Annotated in this window: 13 protein-coding genes; 10 read left to right on the forward strand and 3 right to left on the reverse strand. The window is 49.9% G+C overall.

Features of this window, described 5'->3' with window-relative positions; genetic code table 11:
- Window positions 1-255 precede the first annotated feature (255 nt).
- Window positions 256-3,417 (forward strand): TIM-barrel domain-containing protein, encoded by a 3,162-nt coding sequence (locus tag L990_RS09575; protein ID WP_052180887.1) that lies wholly within the window; start codon window positions 256-258, stop codon window positions 3,415-3,417.
- Between the two features lie 71 nt (window positions 3,418-3,488).
- Here L990_RS09575 and L990_RS09580 read toward each other — a convergent pair whose 3' ends face one another.
- The 3 genes from L990_RS09580 to L990_RS09590 are packed head-to-tail and all read right to left on the reverse strand — an operon-like array spanning window position 3,489 to window position 5,987.
- Complete coding sequence (locus tag L990_RS09580) at window positions 3,489-4,193, reverse strand: hypothetical protein (protein WP_156121483.1); 705 nt, start codon at window positions 4,191-4,193, stop codon at window positions 3,489-3,491.
- A gap of 30 nt (window positions 4,194-4,223) precedes the next feature.
- Window positions 4,224-5,018, reverse strand: coding sequence for an ABC transporter permease (locus tag L990_RS09585; RefSeq protein ID WP_047448110.1), 795 nt, complete (start codon window positions 5,016-5,018; stop codon window positions 4,224-4,226).
- A gap of 18 nt (window positions 5,019-5,036) precedes the next feature.
- Complete coding sequence (locus L990_RS09590; RefSeq protein WP_047448112.1) at window positions 5,037-5,987, reverse strand: ABC transporter ATP-binding protein; 951 nt, start codon at window positions 5,985-5,987, stop codon at window positions 5,037-5,039.
- Between the two features lie 242 nt (window positions 5,988-6,229).
- On the opposite strand from L990_RS09590, the gene L990_RS19215 reads away from it, so the two are divergent.
- The 9 genes from L990_RS19215 (at window position 6,230) to rpsL (ending at window position 19,717) form a co-directional block, all read left to right on the forward strand.
- A complete protein-coding gene (locus tag L990_RS19215; protein WP_081981662.1) occupies window positions 6,230-7,273 on the forward strand; it encodes a sensor histidine kinase in 1,044 nt (347 codons plus the stop codon).
- The gene (locus L990_RS09600) at window positions 7,270-7,989 is read left to right on the forward strand and encodes a LytR/AlgR family response regulator transcription factor (RefSeq protein WP_047448115.1); all 720 of its coding nucleotides are present in this window, start codon (window positions 7,270-7,272) and stop codon (window positions 7,987-7,989) included. Before L990_RS19215 ends, L990_RS09600 begins: the two co-directional genes overlap by 4 nt.
- Window positions 7,990-8,063: 74 nt before the next feature.
- Window positions 8,064-8,792 carry a GntR family transcriptional regulator gene (locus tag L990_RS09605; protein WP_047448119.1) on the forward strand — a complete coding sequence of 243 codons (729 nt, stop codon included), beginning with the start codon at window positions 8,064-8,066 and terminating at the stop codon, window positions 8,790-8,792.
- 101 nt (window positions 8,793-8,893) lie between these two features.
- A complete protein-coding gene (locus tag L990_RS09610; protein WP_047448121.1) occupies window positions 8,894-10,048 on the forward strand; it encodes an MFS transporter in 1,155 nt (384 codons plus the stop codon).
- 2 nt (window positions 10,049-10,050) lie between these two features.
- Window positions 10,051-12,420, forward strand: a complete 2,370-nt coding sequence (locus L990_RS09615) for a GH92 family glycosyl hydrolase (protein WP_156121485.1) — start codon at window positions 10,051-10,053, stop codon at window positions 12,418-12,420.
- Window positions 12,421-12,528: 108 nt separating this feature from the next.
- Complete coding sequence (locus L990_RS09620; protein WP_047448126.1) at window positions 12,529-13,812, forward strand: GH36-type glycosyl hydrolase domain-containing protein; 1,284 nt, start codon at window positions 12,529-12,531, stop codon at window positions 13,810-13,812.
- Window positions 13,813-13,825: 13 nt separating this feature from the next.
- Entirely contained in the window at window positions 13,826-15,592 is a 1,767-nt protein-coding gene (locus L990_RS09625; protein WP_047448133.1) for a class I mannose-6-phosphate isomerase, read from the forward strand.
- 321 nt (window positions 15,593-15,913) lie between these two features.
- Window positions 15,914-18,841 carry a chitobiase/beta-hexosaminidase C-terminal domain-containing protein gene (locus L990_RS09630; RefSeq protein WP_197057269.1) on the forward strand — a complete coding sequence of 976 codons (2,928 nt, stop codon included), beginning with the start codon at window positions 15,914-15,916 and terminating at the stop codon, window positions 18,839-18,841.
- Between the two features lie 456 nt (window positions 18,842-19,297).
- Window positions 19,298-19,717: a 30S ribosomal protein S12 gene (rpsL, locus tag L990_RS09635; protein ID WP_047448146.1), complete on the forward strand. Its 420-nt coding sequence runs from the start codon at window positions 19,298-19,300 to the stop codon at window positions 19,715-19,717.
- The last annotated feature ends 4 nt before the right edge of the window (window positions 19,718-19,721 follow it).

The raw sequence follows: 19,721 nt of genomic DNA on the forward strand, positions 1-19,721 counted from the left end.
ATTCAAAATATGGCGCCGAAATAGTTGGATGCCCTCAAATTTGCGCCTGTTTTATTAGTGTAATTTAAGAGTGTGTGTTTTAATAGGGGCTTTGCGGGTGTGAATATAAAATAGGCGAATTATAAGCGGCGTACTGGTAGGAGATATCCCTGTGCAAGTTTTGTACCTTATGGCATATTTTCTTTTGCTATCGTTATGTAAAGTTGTTCTTCTAATTTGTATGTATAAATTTGAAAAAAAACTAAACGGCCACTTATGAGAATACTAGCATTTATGGCTTTGATGGCAACCGCCTCCGTAGTTGCCGCTCAAAAGCTTCCTGATAAGGTATTTTGGAAGGAGACCTTCTCCGAAGGAAACCTTCCTAAAGGATGGAAGGCGGTTGCTCTTAACGACAGCAGCATCAGCTGGTTTGTAACCGACCAACCCTTCCCCGGATCGTACGGTAGAAACTACCAAGCACCCCCTATTGCCTCCAACAGCCGAGGATACCACCTCCAGTTTGCCCCTGCCGTTAAGGTAGACAAGCGCTACCGCAAGTGGAAGAAGGAGGGCAAGTACCCCAACGCCTACGTGCAGTCCGACGCTATCGACTGCTCTAAAAAGAAGTCGGTGGTGCTGAAGTTCCAGCAAAACTTCTACTGGAACGATAGGGATATGGACAAGGACGCGGGCCTTTTTGTGGGCGTCAGCAACAACGGTAAGGATTGGACCGAGTACGATGTACGCAACAACGTTCCTGCCGGCGAGGACTGCCTAAACCCCATGAACGTCGAAATCAACATAACCCGCACCGCTGCCAACCAAAAGAACGTATACCTCCGCTTCTCGTGGCGAGGGTTGTACCATTGGTACTGGATGGTCGACGATGTGGAGCTTACCGAAGCCTTTGACGCCGACATCCTCGCCTACAACCTCGACTCGCACAAGGAAACGGGCAACAAGTTCGGCGCTAACGACCAGCTGGTGTTTAAGGTGGTAAACCTAGGCTCTCAAAGCATCACCAACAGCTTCGATTGCCAGCTCTTTGTCGACAACCGCGAGCCCATTAAGGTTACCGTGCCTGCCAGCAAGAAGAAGCCCATTGGCATCATTGATACCGTTGCCGTACGCTTCCCCAACCTTAACCTAGCCGACATTGGTCTGCACAAGGTTAAGTTCGTAGCCCAGCTACCCGGCGATATGCGCACCTCCAACGACACCATCAGCAAGATACTATACTCCGGCGCCTACGAGCTGGGCAAGGTTACCCGCTTCGAGCAGCGCAACGACTTCTTCGAGCTGGCCTGCAACCGGGCCAAGGTGCGCCTGCAGTTCCCCCGAAGCGATATCTTTAGGGTGATGATGGCCTACGATGGCGAGTTTACCGATCCTGCAGGAAAGGATATCGTTATCAACCTCCCCGAAAAGGCGGCTGCAGTGGCCCACTCCGATCAGGGCGACTACTACCTCTTTAAAACCGATAAGCTGGCTCTTCGTGCCTACAAGAACCCGCTTCGTTTGGCCCTATACCGCGCCGATAACGCCACCTTGGTGTGGGAGGAGCAGCGCGGAATGACCTACGGTCAGCAAACCGTTCAGTACCTTCGCCGCGGTACCACCGAGTACTACTACGGCGGCGGGATGCAGAACGGCCGTTTCTCGCATCGCGACAAGACCATCAAAATGAACATCGACTACAACTGGGAGGATGGCGGCAACCCTAACCCCGCGCCCTTCTTTATGAGCACCGCCGGATGGGGAGCCCTGCGCAACACCTACGCACCGGGCGAGTACACCTTCGGCGATACGGTTAAGCTCTCGCACGAGGAGCCCCGATTCGACTCCTACTTCTTTGTCGGCACCACGCTTAAGGATATCCTAAATAGCTACACCGATATTACCGGCAAACCCTTCCTTATGCCCCGCTGGGGGCTGAGCATGGGCGACGCCAACTGCTACAACCGCGGCGCAAAGTCGGGCAAAACCGTTGGATCAACCTCCACGGGCCACTCTGGACTAACGCCTAGCGTCATAGATATTATTGCCGATAAGTACATCGAGCATAACATGCCCCGAGGTTGGATTCTCCCCAACGATGGCTACGGATGCGGCTACACTCGCCTCGACTCGGTGGTTACCGAGCTCCACAAGCGCGGCTTTTACACCGGGCTGTGGACCGAAAGCGGCGTAGAGAAGATTGCTCGCGAGGTGGGCCAGTACGGATCGCGCCTCTGCAAGCTCGATGTGGCTTGGGTAGGACCCGGATACAAGTTTGCCCTCGACGGCGCTAAGGCCGCCTACGAAGGAATAGAGAAAAATAGCAATGCCCGCGGATTTGTGTGGATGGTATGTGGTTGGGCGGGCTCTCACCGTAACGCAGTTCTTTGGACTGGAGACCAGTCCGGAACCTGGGATTACATTCGTTGGCACATCCCAACGGTAATCGGATCCGGACTTTCGGCCCAGAACTGCGCTACCGGTGATATCGACGGCATTTTTGGCGGTAGCGACTCCACCTTTACCCGCGACCTGCAGTGGAAATGCTTTACGCCTGCCTTTATGTCCATGTCCGGATGGGCATCTAACAACAAGAACGGCGTAGTCGACAAGCAGCCTTGGCTTTTTGGCGAGCCTTTCACCTCCATCAACCGCAAGTACCTTATGCTTAAGCAGCGCCTTACGCCATACATGTACACCCACTGTGCCGAGGCCAACAAAACTGGCGTACCCGCCGTGCGCGCCCTCGTACTCGAGTACCCCAACGACCCCAACACCTGGGGCGAGGAGACAACCCGCTACGAGTTCCTCCTAGGTAAGGATATTCTGGTAGCACCCGTATTTAAATCGGAGGATAAGCGCGATGGCATCTACCTACCTCAAGGTACGTGGATCGACTTTTGGGATGGCAAGCCCTACAGCGGCGGCACCACCCTCAACGGCTACGCCGCTCCGCTCGATAAGCTGCCCCTGTTTGTACGCTCGGGCGCCATCATCCCCATGTACCAGCAGATGATGTTCGACGCGCAACGTCCAGCCGACACGCTCACCCTTCGAATCTTCCCTAACGGAGCTTCGTCGTACAACCTTTACGAAGACGACGGCCTAACCCGCGATCACCGTGTGGGCAAGTTTGCCACCACCAAGTTTGATGCGGTTGCCGGCAGCAGCTCCTCGCTCGATGTTACCGTAAACCCCGTGGTGGGCACCTACAACGGAATGTACGCCGCACGAGCCTACATCCTCGAGGTGGTTACCGCCGCTACCCCCAAGCAGGTAGCCGTTAACGGCAAAAAGCTGGCAAAGGTGCGCACCCTTGCCGACTTCGAGCGCTGCAACGAGGGCTGGTTCTACGACACCTGCTTTATGGGCGGTGCCGTAAGGGTTAAAACGGCCAAAGTTTCTACTGCCGCTACCACCGCCATCAGCCTTAAGTAGGGCTAACGGCGCAGCCGCGTGGCGCAGCTTACCATACTGGCGATGCTGGGGGCAACCCCGGCATCGCCTTTTTATGTTGATGGCGCACACCTGCAAGCTGCGCGCCTGTAGCTGGTAGTAGTCGTGGCACAGTAGGCTTTATTGGAGGTAGAATTAGCTTTAGCGTAGGCAGAATCCGTTAACACTACTCTATAGTGAGCAGTAGCGTCGGCAGAGTACGCAATGGAGAGTTTGGAGTAAGCTTTAGCGAAGGTAGAATTAGCTTTAGCGTCGGCAGAATGCGTTAACACTACTCTGTAGTAAGCAATCGCGTCGGCAGAGTAAGCGTTGGAGAGTTTGGAGTAAGCCTTAGCGAAGGTAGAATTAGCTTTAGCGTCGGCAGAATACGTTAACACTACTCTGTAGTAGGCAATAGTGGCGGCAGAGTAAGCGTTGGAGAGTTTAGAGTAAGCTTTAGCGGAGGTAGAATTAGCTTTAGCGTCGGCAGAATACGTTAACACTACTCTGTAGTAAGCAATCGCGTCGGCAGAGTAGGCTTTGGAGAATTTATAGTAAGCTTTAGCGAAGGTAGAATTAGCTTTAGCGTTGGCAGAATACGTTAACACTACTCTATAGTAAGCCTTGGTGAAGGTAGAAACCGTTAACAAAAGTGTGGAGTACGCTTTGGGGGAAGCCGAATCCGTTAACAAAGGCAGGTAGCTGGCGGTGGCAGGGCAGGAGTGCCGAGTGGCGCCCAAAGCGAAAGGGGCATGAATCCCTTCATACCCCTTCATCATGGTAACTAAAAGTATATATAGTATATAGTATTAAGCGGCTGCTCTCTTATGGCACGTTCTGTACCACGCTACAACCATGAAAACAAAGAAGTAGCTGCTTACTACAACAATTTCCTTTAGGGTAAACATCGACGTGTGCTTTGCAATGGTCTCTATGTATGCGCTGCCGCTGGTCATCGGGTAAAAGGTCGGAATCAGGTAGGCATACTCCCACGAGGCCACAATAATGGTGATGATGAAGAGCCCAATCCCCACACCTATCGACTTTACCTGGTTCTTTACTTCAAACGATACGTAGTAGTAGATGGATAGGATGCCCATGGTGCAAGCTAGCACCTTAAACATAAGCGCTGCGGCCACCTTCCACGGTATGTTGGCTACCAAAAAGCCAAGATCGGGCTTAATGATTGATAGCGTAACGCCCAAGCCAAGGGTTAGTATCATGGTAAGCACCACCGCCGATACGTTTAGCAGCAGCAGCATGGCAAACTTGCTCCAAAATACCACATGCTTGCTGTAGGGTAGGGTGTAGGTTATACGCCAGGCCGAGTTCTTATGCTCTAGGTTGAGCAGCTGGCTGGCTAGCAGTATAAGGTACATGGGCAGAAACACCATCGACGCGCTGGCCCACACGCGGGTCACCATCGGTATCCACGGGTCCGTCTTGGCGGGTAGCATATCGTGTCCTTTAAAGAAGTAGGCCAGCAGGTAAATCCCAATAATAAAGAATGGACCGGCGTAGGTTAGCCAGTAGGCGGCCGTTCCCTTTGCCTTTATGGTTTCGCCCTTAAATGCGGCGGTAAATTGCTCTAGTGCGGTTTTCATATTCGTTATAGTTAGGGGTTATACGGATAGCTTTTGGAAGGAGTGCTCCTGCTGGTTGTCGGTATTCTCGAATAGCTTAATGTACATTTCCTCTAGGGTTTGATGTTCCTTGTAGATGCCGTAAACCTCCACGTTGTGGCTTACTAGCAGCTGGTTTAGCAGGGCGATATCCTTGTCGGTGTTGTACTCCACGCCAATCTTTAGCGATCCGTTGCGTTGCAGCTGGTAGCTTTTCTTTAGCAGCTGCTCTACCTTGTCTATGGCGTCTACGGTAAACCAAACGCGCTTCTCTACGGCAATACGCTCGGTTAGCAGCTCCACCTTGCCCTCAAAAACGGTCTTCCCTCTATTTATTATGGAGATATGGGTGCACAGCTTTTCGACCTCCGAGAGCAGATGGCTCGATACGAAGATCGTGGTGCCATACTGCTGGTTAATACGTACCAGCAGCTCGCGCACTTCGATAATGCCGTTGGGGTCTAGCCCGTTCGATGGTTCGTCAAGTACCAGCAGCTCGGGCTTAGGCATCATCGCCATGGCCAGAGCTAGGCGCTGCTTCATCCCTAACGAAAACTGCGAAACCTTTTGCTTGCCGGTGGTCGACAAACCAACCAGCTCGAGCGCCTCGGCAACCGACGCTTGGGGTAAACCGTGAGCTAAGCGGATAAGCTCGAGGTTCTTGGTTGCCGAAAGGTGCTCGTAGAAGGTTGGGCTATCTATCAGAGAGCCTATATTCGAGAGTATGGAGATCCTACTTTGCTGGTAGCGCTGGCCAAAGAGGGTTACGTCTCCCGCTTGCGGGTCGAGCAGCCCCATGGCAATTCGTATGGTGGTACTTTTTCCCGATCCGTTTGGCCCAAGAAAGCCGTAGATGCTCCCTCTTGGAATCTGAAGCGAGAAATCGTTCAGCACCTTTACCCCATTCGAGTAGGCGAAGGTTACATGGCTAAGTTCTACTATCGGTTTCATATTTATCGCTATTAGTTGATGTTGTTGCGAGGGCGTATGTTGGCCCTATCGCGGTACAAACATCCGAAGTCTCGTCACCTTTGTCAACTTTATTCGATAAACGTCCTCCTTTATTCGACGAACGGAAAGCCTGCTGCCCTAAGTGCGCTGCAGGGCGTGCGCTTCCGTTTGTCGATGCCCCATATCCTTTTGTCGAAAAAATGGAGCGGCGTACTTCCTTTTTCTTTATTTTGTGAAAAAAAATGATGGGAAAGGTTACCCGTTTTTTAAATCAGCATGGGCTGGTAGTGTTGGCTCACTCGTTAATGGTGCTGCTTATTGTAATTGTAAGCAACCTACAACCATCCATTATTCTCTTTGCTGTATCCTCGGTGGTGCCCATTTATCTTAACCACTTTGTGCTTATCCCCAGGTTGCTTAACGAGCGTAAGCTGTGGAAGTATGTTGCCAACGTGCTGTTGATGCTTGTGGTCTACTACTTCTTTTTTTACACCGTCATGCGCGCATTCTTTTACGTGGGTAACGATTTGGGGATGAAAAACCATAAACCGGAGCATTTCTGGGATCAGCTACTGCTTGGCATGACGATGTTTGTAACCGTACTCCTAGTTATATTTGGGCTGGTAACCTCCATCATTCGGCTTATTCACGATTCGATGTCGGTAGCTGAGATGCGCGAGCGGCTATCCTCGATACAGGGAGAGAAGATGGCCGCAGAGCTAACGGGGTTAAAGTCGCAAATAAACCCGCACTTCTTTTTCAACTCGCTGAATAGCATCTACGCCCTCTCGTTAGACGCTTCGCCCGAAACGCCTAGCTACATCCTAAAGCTCTCTGGGCTGATGCGCTACGTGCTTTACGAGTGCAACCAGCCGTTTGTGGCGCTAAGCAAGGAGATCGAGTTCCTGCGCTCGTATATCGACCTGCAGCGTATCCGCCTAAACGAAAAGTACACGGTCGAATTTGTTGTGGAGGTCGAGCAGGAGGAGCAACCTATTGCACCGCTGCTTTTCTTGCCGCTAATCGAGAACTGCTTTAAGCATGGGTTGGGCGCTGTTTCCTCCTCATCCATCAAAATACTCCTAAAGGCCGATGCCGAGCAAGTATACCTCCGTACCGAAAATCCCTACACGCCTAGCATGCTCAACAAGCCTAACAGAGAGGGCGGACACATTGGCTTAGCCAACGTGGAGAAGCGCTTGAAGCTCATTTACCCCGATAGGCACCAGATGAGCTACAAGTCCGAAGGGTATATCTTTACATCAGAAATAACAATAAAGCCATGAGTATTCGCTGTTTGATTGTAGATGACGAGCCACTGGCACAGCGGGTGGTAGAGAAGTATATCGAGCAGATCCCAGCGCTGAACTTGGCTGCCAAATGCTCCAATGCGCTGGAGGCTATCGATCCGTTGGCTAAGGAATCCATCGATATTATCTTCCTCGACATAAATATGCCCTCGCTATCGGGGGTAGAGTTTCTACGTTCGCTAAAAAATCCGCCGTTGGTGATCATAACCACCGCCTACCCCGAGTATGCGCTCGAAGGGTTTGAGCTCGACGTGGTGGACTACCTGCTTAAGCCCATACCTTTCGAGCGATTTGTTAAGGCCGTGAATAAGGCAATCGCCAGGCTGCAGCTGCGTAGCGTAGGTAACGGTACTCCGGCTGCCGTAGAGGCTAAAAATTCGTCCGACCAGCTTTCGCTAACCGTAAAGGCGGATAAACGCATCTACAAAATACCGCTCTCTTCCATCATCTATATCGAGGGGATGGGCGATTATGTTACCGTATATTCGGCAAAAGGGAAAATTATTGCACACGATACCATGAAGCGGCTGGAGGAGGAGTTGAGGCGACCTGATTTTATAAGGGTGCACAAATCATACATCATATCAGCGCAATGGGTTGATTATGTGGAGGGGAATTCCATAAAAGTAGGCGATACGATGATTCCGATTGGCAAGAGCTACCGCGACGAAGTGTATCCTTTTTTTGAGTAGAGCTGTTCTTTCCCTAAACAATGTTGGATTATGTTCTTGCAGATATATTACATTTGTAGGCTTACTTTGATAGAATGAAACTAGAAATCGACCATAGCAGTCCAATTCCATTGCACCTTCAGGTCGAAGCGATGCTAAGGAAGTTAATTGAAGAGAAGGAGTACCAGGATGGAGCGTTCCTTCCCGACGAGGTGTCACTTGCCAAGAAGTTGGGAATAGCTCGTAACACGCTGCGACAGGCCATCAACAAGTTGGTGTTCGAAGGACTATTGACGCGTAAAAAGGGCGTAGGTACCCGGGTATCGGAGAAAACATTCGAAACAAGCCTTGATAGCTGGCACAGCTTTACTCAGGAGATGAGCAACAAGGGGGTAGCCCTAAAGATGTATAGCCTAGAGAGTGGGTTTGTCGAAGTTTCAGAGCGCATCCGCAACTTTTTAATGGTGGAGCCTAAGGCGCAGGTGCTAAAGGTTTCGCGTTTGCGTGGCTACGCCGATGCTCCATTCGTATTTTTCGAGAGCTACTTCAATCCACGTATCGGTCTTACTGGCAACGAGGACTTTTCTCGCCCACTTTACGAAATTCTGGAAAGAGACTTTTCTATTGTTCCGTCATTGTCTAAAGAGCGTATTTCGGCACGTCTGGCTTCGCCACAGGAGGCGGCTCTTTTGGGCGTAAATACCAAAACTCCAGTTATGGTACGCGAACGCTTCGTCTACGATTCGGGTATGCGTCCCGTGGAGTATAACATTGGGATTTATAATGCTGAGAAATTTATTTATTCGATAGATATTAAGGTGTAGAGCTAAACTTGCGAACTTTCCGCAAGTTTATGCTTTTTTATTTGTTTAAACATGTAAACAAATTATATTTGCTTCGTATTACTAACAGTAGCATTACACCTATGAAGCAGGATAATTTTAGTTTACGAAAGGTAGCCCCCATGCTTATGGCCTACATGGTTATGGGCTTTGTCGACATCGTGGGTGTCGCAACGGGGTACATTAAGCAGGACTTTGAGCTGTCGGATGTGTGGGCGCAAACCATCCCCTCGTTGGCCTTTGTCTGGTTCTTCCTCATGTCTATTCCTTCGGGAATTCTTCAAGATCGATTTGGTAAGAAGCGTATGCTCAATATGGGGATTGCTCTTACCGCTGTAGGGATGCTCGTTCCTTTTGCATTCTACTCGCTATTCACTGTTGCTATTTCGATAATACTACTTGGTGTCGGAAATACGATTATCCAAGTCTCCTCCAATCCACTGCTACGCGATGTAATCTCCTCGGAGAAGCGCTTTGCGAGCATGATGAGCCTTTCTCAGTTTATAAAGGCAATTGTTTCGTTGCTTGGTCCAATCTTGGCAACGTTTGCTGCGGCTTCGTTTGGTTCGTGGAGGTTGGTTTTCTTGGTGTATGGGGTAACCTCCATTGTTGCTTACCTGTGGCTTGCCGCAACAACGATTGAGGAGAGCCGCAGCACAGAGGTTCGTGCCACATTCTCTTCGTGCTTAGGGTTGCTTAAGAATCCTTTTGTGCTGGGGATGACAATGGCCATCTTCTTAATTGTAGGTGCCGATGTGGGGATGAACTCAAATATTGCCGCTATTCTTTCTTCTCGCTATGGGATAGGTTTAGAGGAGGCGTCATTAGCTATTAGCATCTACTTTACGGCTCTTATGATTGGCCGTTTTTCGGGTGCGCTGCTGCTAAGCCGTATTCCGCTCCGCAAGTTCTTGCTGGCATCGTCGGTGCTCGCTATTGCGGCGGTGGTATTCTTTATGGTGGCTCCATCTGTCAACCTTGCTCGTGCTGCCATCTTTTTGGTAGGTTTAGGCTCTGCCAACCTTTTCCCGCTGATTTTTACTGCAGCAATAAATAGAATGCCCGATCGCTCTAACGAAATTTCGGCCTTGATGGTAATGGCAATTTCGGGAGGAGCGCTAATTCCTCCAATAATGGGGGCAGTTAGTGGAGCCTTTGGTGTTGCCGCTAGCGCTGTGGTTATTCTTATCTGCTTGCTGTACGTTCTATTCGCTGCTCTATCCACCAAACTCAAATAATCATGATTAAGAAAGTTGCTCTATTAGCCTTTGCGGCTGGATTGCTTCTAAGTTCGGGTGTCATGGCACAGGATTTATTTCCTAATAAGTATGTTAAGCCCAACTTAGGAGCAGTTCATGCTCGATGGTTTTTTTACACGCCAGCCGCGCTTCCTTTTGGAATGGCGAAGCTGGCACCTCACACCAACGCCTATGGTAGCCCGGGTAGCTGGCTTCCTTGTGGGTACGACGATAGGCATGGCTCTATCGAAGGCTTTGGCCATTTCCACGAGTTTCAGGTAGGAGGTGTGGTGGTAATGCCAACAGTTGGCAAACTGAAAACAGTTCCCGGAACCGTGGAGAATCCAGAGTTGGGCTATCGCTCTCGTTTCGATAAGAAGGAGGAGCATGCTGAACCCGGATACTACTCTGTTTTTTTAGAGGACTATGGAATAAAGGCCGAAATTACCGCTACTACTCGTGTTGGATTTCATCGTTATACCTTCCCTAAAACGGATAATGCCCATTTGATCTTTGATATTGGGCATAAGCAGGGTGAGAGTAGCGATGTTGTTGAGGCGTATATGGCTCAAACCGGAGATAAAACGGTTGAGGGGTACGTGATAACCTATCCAGAGTATGTCAAGTTTTGCCAACCAGGCGGACGCGTGAAGATGTACTTCTATGCCGAAATGAATAAATCTCCTAAATCGGTAGGTTCTTTTGTAGACGACAAGCAGGTTGTTAGTGCCAAGGAGACTAAGGGTATTGCTAATGGTATGTTCCTAAACTTCGACATGAAGGAGGGAGAACAGCTTCTAATGAAAGTTGGCGTATCCTACACAAGCATTGCCAATGCAAAATTAAATCTGCAAAAGGAGGCTGCGACGCTAGCCTTTGATGATGCAAAGCAGCGCGCTGTTGCCGAATGGCAAAAAATGCTAGGCCGTATCGAGGTTAAGGGTAAGTCGGAGGATGATAAGGTGAAGTTTTATACGGGACTATACCATTCACTTCTAGGTCGTGGCATATCCAGTGATGTAAATGGTCAATATCCTAAAAACGATGGAGGTGTTGGTCAAATTGCGCTTGATAAGAACGGGGTGCCAACTCACAACCATCATAACACCGATGGTGTTTGGGGGGCTTTCTGGAACCTATTCCAGCTGTGGGGCTTAGCATACCCCGATGTTTATAGCGACTATATGCAGTCGGTACTAGATTTTCATAAGGATACGGGCTGGATGCATGATGGTGAAGCTGCAGGAATGCATTCTAATGGGGTGCAAACCAACTTTATGGGGCTAGCGCTTGCGGCTGCTTACAACTGCGGTATTCGCGATTTCGATATTAAACATGCCTACCAAGCGGCTCGCGATAACGAGTTGGAGTACCGTAATCGTCCTTTTGGCTCAGGTAAATACGATCTTCACTACTTTGTAAACAACGGCTATGTGCCTTATAAGGATACAACCATCTCCAATGGTTGGGTATTCAACTTTGGGGCATCGCATACATTGGAGTTTGCTTTTAGCTCCTATGCGGTTGCCAACATGGCCAAAGCGCTTGGAAAGAAGGCTGACTATAAGCGGCTAATAAACCAAGCTACTTTCTACCGTAATATTTTCGATAGCGAGACTAGGTATATTCGTCCTAAGCTGGAGAGCGGCGAGTTTATAAAAGATTATAACCCAAAGGAGGCTTGGAAAGGCTTTCAGGAGGGTAACGGATATCAGTATACTTGGTATGCACCTCATGATATTGGAGGCTTAATTAATCTTGTTGGAAAGGATCTTTTTAACGAGCGTTTGGATAAGACCTTCTTCGAGTCGCAGAAGCTTGAGTTTGGAGGTGGTAAGCAGGTTGATAGTTTTGCCGGCATTGAAATGCTCTATAATCAGGGCAATCAGCCTTGCCTTCATATTGCTTGGCTCTACAACTATTCGGGAAAGCCTTGGCTTACCCAAAAGTGGACTCGTACCATCTGTAACGAGTTCTATGGTGTAACTCCATCCAATGGTTATGGTTACGGACAGGACGAGGATCAGGGACAGCTCGGAACTTGGTTTGTGCTGGCCTCGATGGGGTTATTTGATGTGCAGGGCCATAGCGCGGCATCTCCATCTTTCCAAATCGGAAGTCCAATGTTCGATGAGATAACAATTCATCTTCATCCAAAATATACCAAGGGAAAAACCTTAAAGATTGTTACAGCTAATAACTCTAAAGATTCGTTCTACGTTCAGGATGCTTCGTTCAATGGAAAGTCGTTGAACAGCTGCTGGATTCCACGAAACGATTTGATGAAGGGTGGTGTTCTACGGCTGGGAATGGGGGCAACTCCAAATACCAGCTGGGGGGTAGCAACACCTCCTCCTTCGATGACTCGATGAGTTTTGAATTGTAGTGTGTTAAGAACAGGTGGAAGGATAGACAGCTCCTTCCCTTGTTTTTAAGGCAACAAATGATGTAAGTCTAAACACGTTAAACTAGTAATATCTATGAAGCAGCTATTTGTGCTTGTGTTTGCCATTTCCTGCTCTTGGGCGATGGCCATTAATCCGACCAAAACGCTGGTCGAGAAGGTAAAAACGAATAATACCTATCCTCTTATTGTAGAGAAGGCCAAAGCGGTAATGGAGACTGGCTTCAATGCTGGCGATGGCTATGGCGAAGTATGGATTAGGGACTACAATACCTTTATCGAGCTGGCTTGCGATGTCTACGATGCTAAAACCGTAAAAGAAAACCTTCTTGTATTCTTCACGCTTCAGGGGGTAGATGGTAACATCGTGGATGGCTTTATTCCAAAAAGCAAAGCCGCTGCTGGGTACGACTATATCCACACAAAACTTGAGGCGCGCTATGCTGGTCACAAGAATACCGTGGAGACAGATCAGGAAACTTCCTTGATTCAGGCAATATATAAGTATGTAAAGCGTACTGGTAAAACCGACATCCTTACCGAAAAGGTAGGCGACAAAACCGTTGCTGTTCGCATGGAGGAGGCAATGGAGTATCTGCTAAACCATCGCTACAGCGCACGATATGGCCTAATATGGGGTGCTACCACCGCCGATTGGGGCGATGTGCAGCCCGAGCACGAGTGGGGGGTATACCTAACTAGCGATACCCACTACGCCATTGACATATACGACAATGCGATGTTTGTTATTGCATTAGATAACATGATGGAGCTTCTTCCGAACACAAAGGCTCGTTGGAAGTCGGTAAGGGACGACATTGCAAAGAACTCTCGCAAATACTTGTGGGATAAGAAAAATCAGAAGTTCATCCCCCATATCTACCTAAATGGATCTCCGTTCTCCGCTTCTCTCGATGAGAATGCTATCTTCTACCACGGAGGAACCGCCGTTGCAATTGAAGCAGGTCTGCTTTCGAAGGCGGAGATTAAGGTTTCGTTGGACAAGATGATTAAGAATGTAAAGGAATCAGGTGCGGCCACCATTGGTCTTACCATGTATCCTCCATACCCTCAAGGTGCTTTTATTGGAAAGGGGATGTACCCCTATGGCTACCAAAATGGGGGAGACTGGACTTGGTTTGGTGCTCGTATGATTCAGCAGCTTATCCACTACGGGTTTGTTCAGGAGGCCTATGAGCAAATGCAGCCTATGGTCGATCGTGTAATAGCCAACAAGGGCTTTTACGAATGGTACAGCGTAGATAATAAGCCTTCTGGTTCGGGAACATTCCGAGGCGAGGCTGGCGTGCTGTACAAATCTATCCAAATGATTCAGAACTGGGCTAACACCACGAAGTAGAACTTATAATTGTATGATGAGCAACTTAAATAGTAAAAGAAACACCGCACAATTCCTCCTGCCGCTGCATAAAGATGGCGAAACGGCAGGTCAGTACGATATTTACCCCAGCCTAAAGGTATCCGAAGATGCCGTTAGCGAAGGCTTCGGCTCCCTTGCTGCCCGCATTGCTGGCTGCAAGCAGGTGCTGCTCGAAGGCTACGTAGGCGTATTCTTCGACGATTACCGTAACGAGCTCGAAAAGGAGCTGCTGAAGCTGGGGGTAGCATCAACTTGGGTTGATGTCTCTACCGCCATGAAATCGGAGGACGATATAACCGCTATGGTGGAGCCTTTTCTTGGCGGCGACGATCCCATCTTCGGGAAACGAACCACCCTTACGCTTTCCGACTTCTTTGTTGCCGAAAAGTTGCAGGCCCTTAAGCCTGCAGGCGGGCTTACCATTGCCTACGGCGTTGGCGCCTCGCTGCTCGATTGGGACGCGGAGCTCATTTACCTCGACCTGTCGAAAAACGAGCTGCAGTTTCGTTCTCGCGCAGGCAGCATCACCAACATCGGCTGCTCTAAGCCCGATGCCGCAAAGAAGATGTACAAGCGATTCTACTTTGTGGATTGGGTGGTTTGCAATAGGCGTAAGCAGGAGCTGGTTGCTCTGGTCGATGTGTTTGTCGATGCCCAGCGCGATATGCCTACCTGGATTGGCGGAGACGCCGCCCGTGCCGCTTTGGCAACCATGAGCCAAAACATGTTCCGCGTGCGCCCTTGGTTCGAGCCTGGCGCTTGGGGTGGGCAATGGATTAAGGATAAGATCGAAGGGCTAAATAACGATGTGCCCAACTACGCCTGGTCGTTCGAGCTGATTGTTCCCGAGAATGGGCTCCTCATCCAAGGTGGCGATACGCTGCTCGAAATCTCTTTCGACTGGCTGATGTACCACGACGCGAAGGCCGTATTGGGCCACTGCCACGAGCAGTTTGGAACCGAATTCCCTATCCGATTCGACTTCTTGGATACCTATAGCGGCGGAAACCTCTCGGTGCAGTGCCATCCTCAGGTGGAGTACATCCGCGAGCAGTTTGGAGAAAGCTTTACCCAGGAGGAGACCTACTACATTCTCGATGCCGAGCCCGACGCCAAGGTATACCTCGGATTTCAGGAGGATATTGAGCCTGCTAAGTTTGAGCAGGCGCTTACCGACAGCTTTACCAACAACGAGCCAATGGAGGTGGAGCGCTACGTGCAGGTTCTCCCTTCGCGCAAGCACGACCTCTTCCTGATTCCTCCGGGAACCATTCACGGATCGGGCATCAACAACCTCGTTCTCGAAATCAGCACCACCCCATACATCTTCACCTTTAAGATGTACGACTGGCTGCGCCTCGATCTCGATGGCAAGCCACGTCCAATTAACATCGAAAGGGGGATGGAGAACCTCTGCTTCGACCGTAAGGGCGAGCGCGTGCCCAACGAGCTGGTGGCGCATCCCGCCCTGCTCGACGAGGGGCACGACTGGAAGCTCTACCATCTGCAAACCCATCCAAAGCACAGCTACGATGTTGTTCGCTACCACTTTGCCTCCGAGGTAACCATTAGCACCAACAACCGATGCCTGGTGATGAGCCTCGTCGAGGGGACCTCCATCGAGGTGGTTTCGGAAAATGGGCTTACGCAGCAGTTCAGCTATGCCGAAACGTTTGTGGTGCCAGCTGCTGCAGGTAGCGTAAGGGTGCGCCAGCAAGGCGACTCCGAGGCCATTTTGGTGGTTGCCTTTATCAAGTAGATGCTACCCCTCGGATGTCCGTTCGTAGACTGTCATTATGGCAGGAATGCCGCTCGGAAAACGGTGCGATTTTGGGGGAAGTCCGAAGGGACTCCGAAGGCACTCCGAACTCACTCCGAACTCACTCCGAACGGACACCGCTGACAATTTGGCGGAGATGCGAACGAAGACGCTTGTATCTCCATGAAAAAGGGGCTAAAGTTCCCCGTTTCGATCGTATTTAGTAATATTATAGGTTGGCTATTCAGAACTAAAAGTTGCGGTATTCTACAACGCCGAAGCAGGTTCGGAATAGCCAATTTTGCTAATACCTTATATATAATGAAAAAGGTTGTTTTTTTGTTGATGGTGATGCAGGCTGCCGTTGCGGCCCTAGCCCAGCAGGGATGGCTAACGCCCGAGGCGCTTCGGATGAAGCGCGAGCAGATCCGATTTACCGATAACCAGCTGCGGCTCTTCAACGGGCGCGGGGCGGCCCACGTTAAGCGCTACAGCCTAACGGGTATCCACCGCCTTCAGTTTCCGCCCATCGAGCTGGCCAACTACAGCTTCTTCCTCAACTTCTACGAGCACGATGCCGACGTGCTCATTCAGGATAACGTTCCCGATCTTTGGGAGGAGTGGATTCGCTTCGGATCCGGAACCGATCCGCTGGGAGCCAACTTCCGTTCAGGGTTTGCCACCATCCCCGTTACGCAGGACGAGTACTGGGAGCCCAACCGCTATGTTCGTCAGGGTACATTCCATAAGGAGTACAGCCGCAAAACGGTCTCGTTTGGCATAAAAACGGAGACCGTATCCTCGGCAAAAGCCGATGAGGTTATCCTGCGGATGGTGCTAACCAACAGGGAGCCGGAGCCGCTAAAGCTCTCGCTTATTCCCAACCAGCAGGTGCTGGCAAAAGATAATGCCGCCGCCTTTAGCCGCCTATCGCCTTTCGTGCTAGCCGCGGGCGACTATCAGGTAAGCCTCTCGTCCTCCATTCCCGATGTCGATAGCCGAGGATGGTACGTCGAGGTGCCGGCAAAGGGTAGCCGTGAGGTTTATATCGCCATAAAAATGGGGCGTAAGGATGCCGCTACAGCAGCCACCGATGGTGCAGTGGCGGCCCGCTTCGATGGGGCCATAAAGGATACCCGGCAGCGGCTGAGCTTCGCATCGAGCCGTCTACCCGAGCTACGCTCCGATAACCGCCGCCTCGAAGATTTTTATAGGCGCTGTATCGCCACCATGCTCGAGTGCCGCTGGGAGCGCGAGAACTTTATCATCAACCCATTTTGGTCGGTGGGCTCGTGGGTATTCACCATTACTTGGGATAATTCTTTTGCCTCCGATGCCATATCGATAATGGACCCGGCCAGCATGAAGCGCACCATCTTGGTGGCCATGAAGGAGGGCAAGCTTAAAAGCACCTACATCTCTTGGCAGGGCGGGGGAGACGGCATCTTTTACATTCAGGAGCCCTTTGCCCTTAAAACGATGATAGACGCCTACCTCCGCCAAACTGGCGATGTGGCCTTCCTCGACGAGCAGGTTGCGGGCAAAAGCGTCATGGAGTGGATGAAGTCTTGGGGAGACTTACTCCACGCCAAGTACCGCTCTCCCTTTACCGGATTGATGGATATGGGACGGAAGAACGAGGAACTCATCGAGATGCGCACCGACGGCTACAGCGGGGTTGTCCCCGTGGTAAATGGCTTGGCTGTCGATCTCTATCGCTGGCTAGATGGATGGTGCACGCTGCGTAACGATGGCGATGCCTCCAAGTTCCGAGGCTACGCCAACGACCTGAACGACCGCATGCATGCCAAACTTTGGAATAGATCCACCCGCTGGTTCGATAATATTTACCCCGATGGCCGTAGGGAGCCGCTCTACAGCAACCACCTCTTCGATCTGCTTGGTACCAACGCCATCACCGACGAGGAGCGGATGGGCATCATCTCCCATTTGAACGATCAGGAGTTTTTGGGCCCATATAGCGTGTATTCTATATCGAGGCAGGATAAGGTGCGCTGGGATCTTATCGATTCCGATTGGGGCGGAGGAGGCTCCTTTACGGGTGTGCCGCTGCGTCTTGCCCGCAACCTATACGGTATGGGGCAGGGGCCTCTCGCTTGGACAATCCTCTCCCGATTCAGCCGCTATGCCGACTATTTTCCGTACCTCGGTCAGAATCTACGGGCTAACGAGCCTCTTCAGGACGAATCCTCAATGCCTATTCAGATATCGTCTGGGGCAGGTGTAGAGGCGGTTATGTTTGGCCTTTTCGGCATTAAACCCAATATCGATGGTACGATGTCTGTAAACCCTCACTACAGTCTCGAGTTGGGTAGGTCCTCGTTGCAAGGGTATCTCTTTAGAGGACATTTCTATTCTTTCGAGATGGATGAGTTTGGATTTACAGTTTCTCGCGATGGGCAATCGTTTGGCCCATTCAGCTACGGCGAGGAGGCTTTTGTAGGCAAAGATGGTGCCGTTTCGATTGTAAAGAAGGGGCTAGCAGCTCCCTATGTGCGTAGCTACCGTTCGTACTTTGTAAATCGCAGGTCGGTAGAGCTTCTTGCTGATGCTGGCACTCAAATACGCTATACGCTGGATGGAAGTGAGCCATCGCTGCGTAGTACATTATATCAGAAACCATTCAGCATTGATAAAAGCACGGTTGTAAAGGCTATTGCAATTAAAGGAAACGAGCAAAGCCTCATATCGGAGGTGGCATTCGAAAAGTTACATTTCCGAGATGCCGCTAATTCAGGTAATGTCATCAACCGCTACGACTACCCAAGCATAACGCCGCTTTTTACTCTAAGCGAAAGCCATCTTCCATTATATGGTATTTACACCCTAATGGATGGTAAGCATGGTGGTGATACTTACCGCGATGGGCAATGGATTGGAAAGGATAAAGACGACGTATCCTTTCTGCTCGAATGGGATAGTCCTGTAGAGGTAAGAAAGGTGTCTACCCGCTTTTTGCAGTATCAGCCCGAATGGATTTTTACTCCTTTAGCATTTACGGTGGAGGTATCATTGGATGGAAAATCTTTCAAGAAGGTTGGCGAGCAATCTTTTAGTATAAAGGAGCGGTTCGATAAAAAGGAGATAGTTCCTGTTGTGGTGTCGTTTGCAAAGGAGAAGGTGCGCTATGTAAGGGTTACCGCCAAGAATATGGGAGTATGTCCTTCTTGGCATGGAGGTGCTGGCGGAAATGCATGGGTATTTATGGATGAGCTGATCGTAGAGTAGGCCTACAAAGCATTCGCAACTGACGTATCTATTCGGGTAACCGAGCATGGTGCAAGCCCAGCTTTCGCAAGTCTTTTTCTTGCTGGATGGGCTTGCTTTCTCTTGTAGGCAGTAAAAAACCGATGGTTTAGAGTTAAAAATTCATAAAAATAGAATTTGTAAGGTTTCTAATCCCTTAATCAGGACGTGTTTTGGCCGCTTTATTGCAAACGATACTATCTCTTTATGGAATTGGTTTAAAGTGCAATATATCAGCGGTATTCTAATCATTAATCGAAATAGGGAGAAAGAGCGGCCATCGGTGCTACAAGCCACTCCGTAATTGGTTCAAAAGCAACCAAAAAAGTTTGAAACAGAGCTGTAATTGCTTGGTATTAATAAAAAAAAGAAATACCTTTGCAAGCCAATTTGTTAAAGTGTACCTAAATCGTTACAAAACAAAAGCAAGTAACTTTTATGCCTACTATTGAACAGTTAGTTAGAAAAGGAAGGACCAAGAAGGAGTACAAGAGTAAGGCTCCTGCATTGGACGCATGCCCACAGCGACGTGGCGTATGTACTCGTGTGTATACCACAACCCCTAAGAAGCCAAACTCAGCTATGCGTAAGGTAGCTCGTGTTCGTCTTACCAACGGGTTAGAGGTAACCGCTTACATTCCAGGAGAAGGACACAACCTTCAAGAGCACTCGATTGTGCTAGTTCGTGGTGGTCGTGTTAAAGACCTACCAGGGGTTCGTTACCACCTTGTTCGCGGCGCATTAGACGCAGCAGGTGTTGAGGGCCGTAATCAACGTCGTTCTAAGTACGGAACGAAGAAGCCAAAAGCAGGAAAAGGTGGCGCAGCTGCTGCTCCAGCAAAAGGCAAGAAGAAGTAATTAA

The organism is Alistipes sp. ZOR0009, from assembly GCF_000798815.1.
GTDB lineage: Bacteria > Bacteroidota > Bacteroidia > Bacteroidales > ZOR0009 > Acetobacteroides.

Excerpts from the sequence above, each read along its gene's own strand:
- L990_RS09575 (WP_052180887.1), top strand. The coding sequence starts at position 256 with ATGAGAATACTAGCATTTATGGCTTTGATGGCAACCGCCTCCGTAGTT.
- L990_RS09580 (WP_156121483.1), bottom strand. The coding sequence starts at position 4,193 with ATGATGAAGGGGTATGAAGGGATTCATGCCCCTTTCGCTTTGGGCGCC.
- L990_RS09585 (WP_047448110.1), bottom strand. The coding sequence starts at position 5,018 with ATGAAAACCGCACTAGAGCAATTTACCGCCGCATTTAAGGGCGAAACC.
- L990_RS09590 (WP_047448112.1), bottom strand. The coding sequence starts at position 5,987 with ATGAAACCGATAGTAGAACTTAGCCATGTAACCTTCGCCTACTCGAAT.
- L990_RS19215 (WP_081981662.1), top strand. The coding sequence starts at position 6,230 with ATGATGGGAAAGGTTACCCGTTTTTTAAATCAGCATGGGCTGGTAGTG.
- L990_RS09600 (WP_047448115.1), top strand. The coding sequence starts at position 7,270 with ATGAGTATTCGCTGTTTGATTGTAGATGACGAGCCACTGGCACAGCGG.
- L990_RS09605 (WP_047448119.1), top strand. The coding sequence starts at position 8,064 with ATGAAACTAGAAATCGACCATAGCAGTCCAATTCCATTGCACCTTCAG.
- L990_RS09610 (WP_047448121.1), top strand. The coding sequence starts at position 8,894 with ATGAAGCAGGATAATTTTAGTTTACGAAAGGTAGCCCCCATGCTTATG.
- L990_RS09615 (WP_156121485.1), top strand. The coding sequence starts at position 10,051 with ATGATTAAGAAAGTTGCTCTATTAGCCTTTGCGGCTGGATTGCTTCTA.
- L990_RS09620 (WP_047448126.1), top strand. The coding sequence starts at position 12,529 with ATGAAGCAGCTATTTGTGCTTGTGTTTGCCATTTCCTGCTCTTGGGCG.
- L990_RS09625 (WP_047448133.1), top strand. The coding sequence starts at position 13,826 with ATGATGAGCAACTTAAATAGTAAAAGAAACACCGCACAATTCCTCCTG.
- L990_RS09630 (WP_197057269.1), top strand. The coding sequence starts at position 15,914 with ATGAAAAAGGTTGTTTTTTTGTTGATGGTGATGCAGGCTGCCGTTGCG.
- rpsL (WP_047448146.1), top strand. The coding sequence starts at position 19,298 with ATGCCTACTATTGAACAGTTAGTTAGAAAAGGAAGGACCAAGAAGGAG.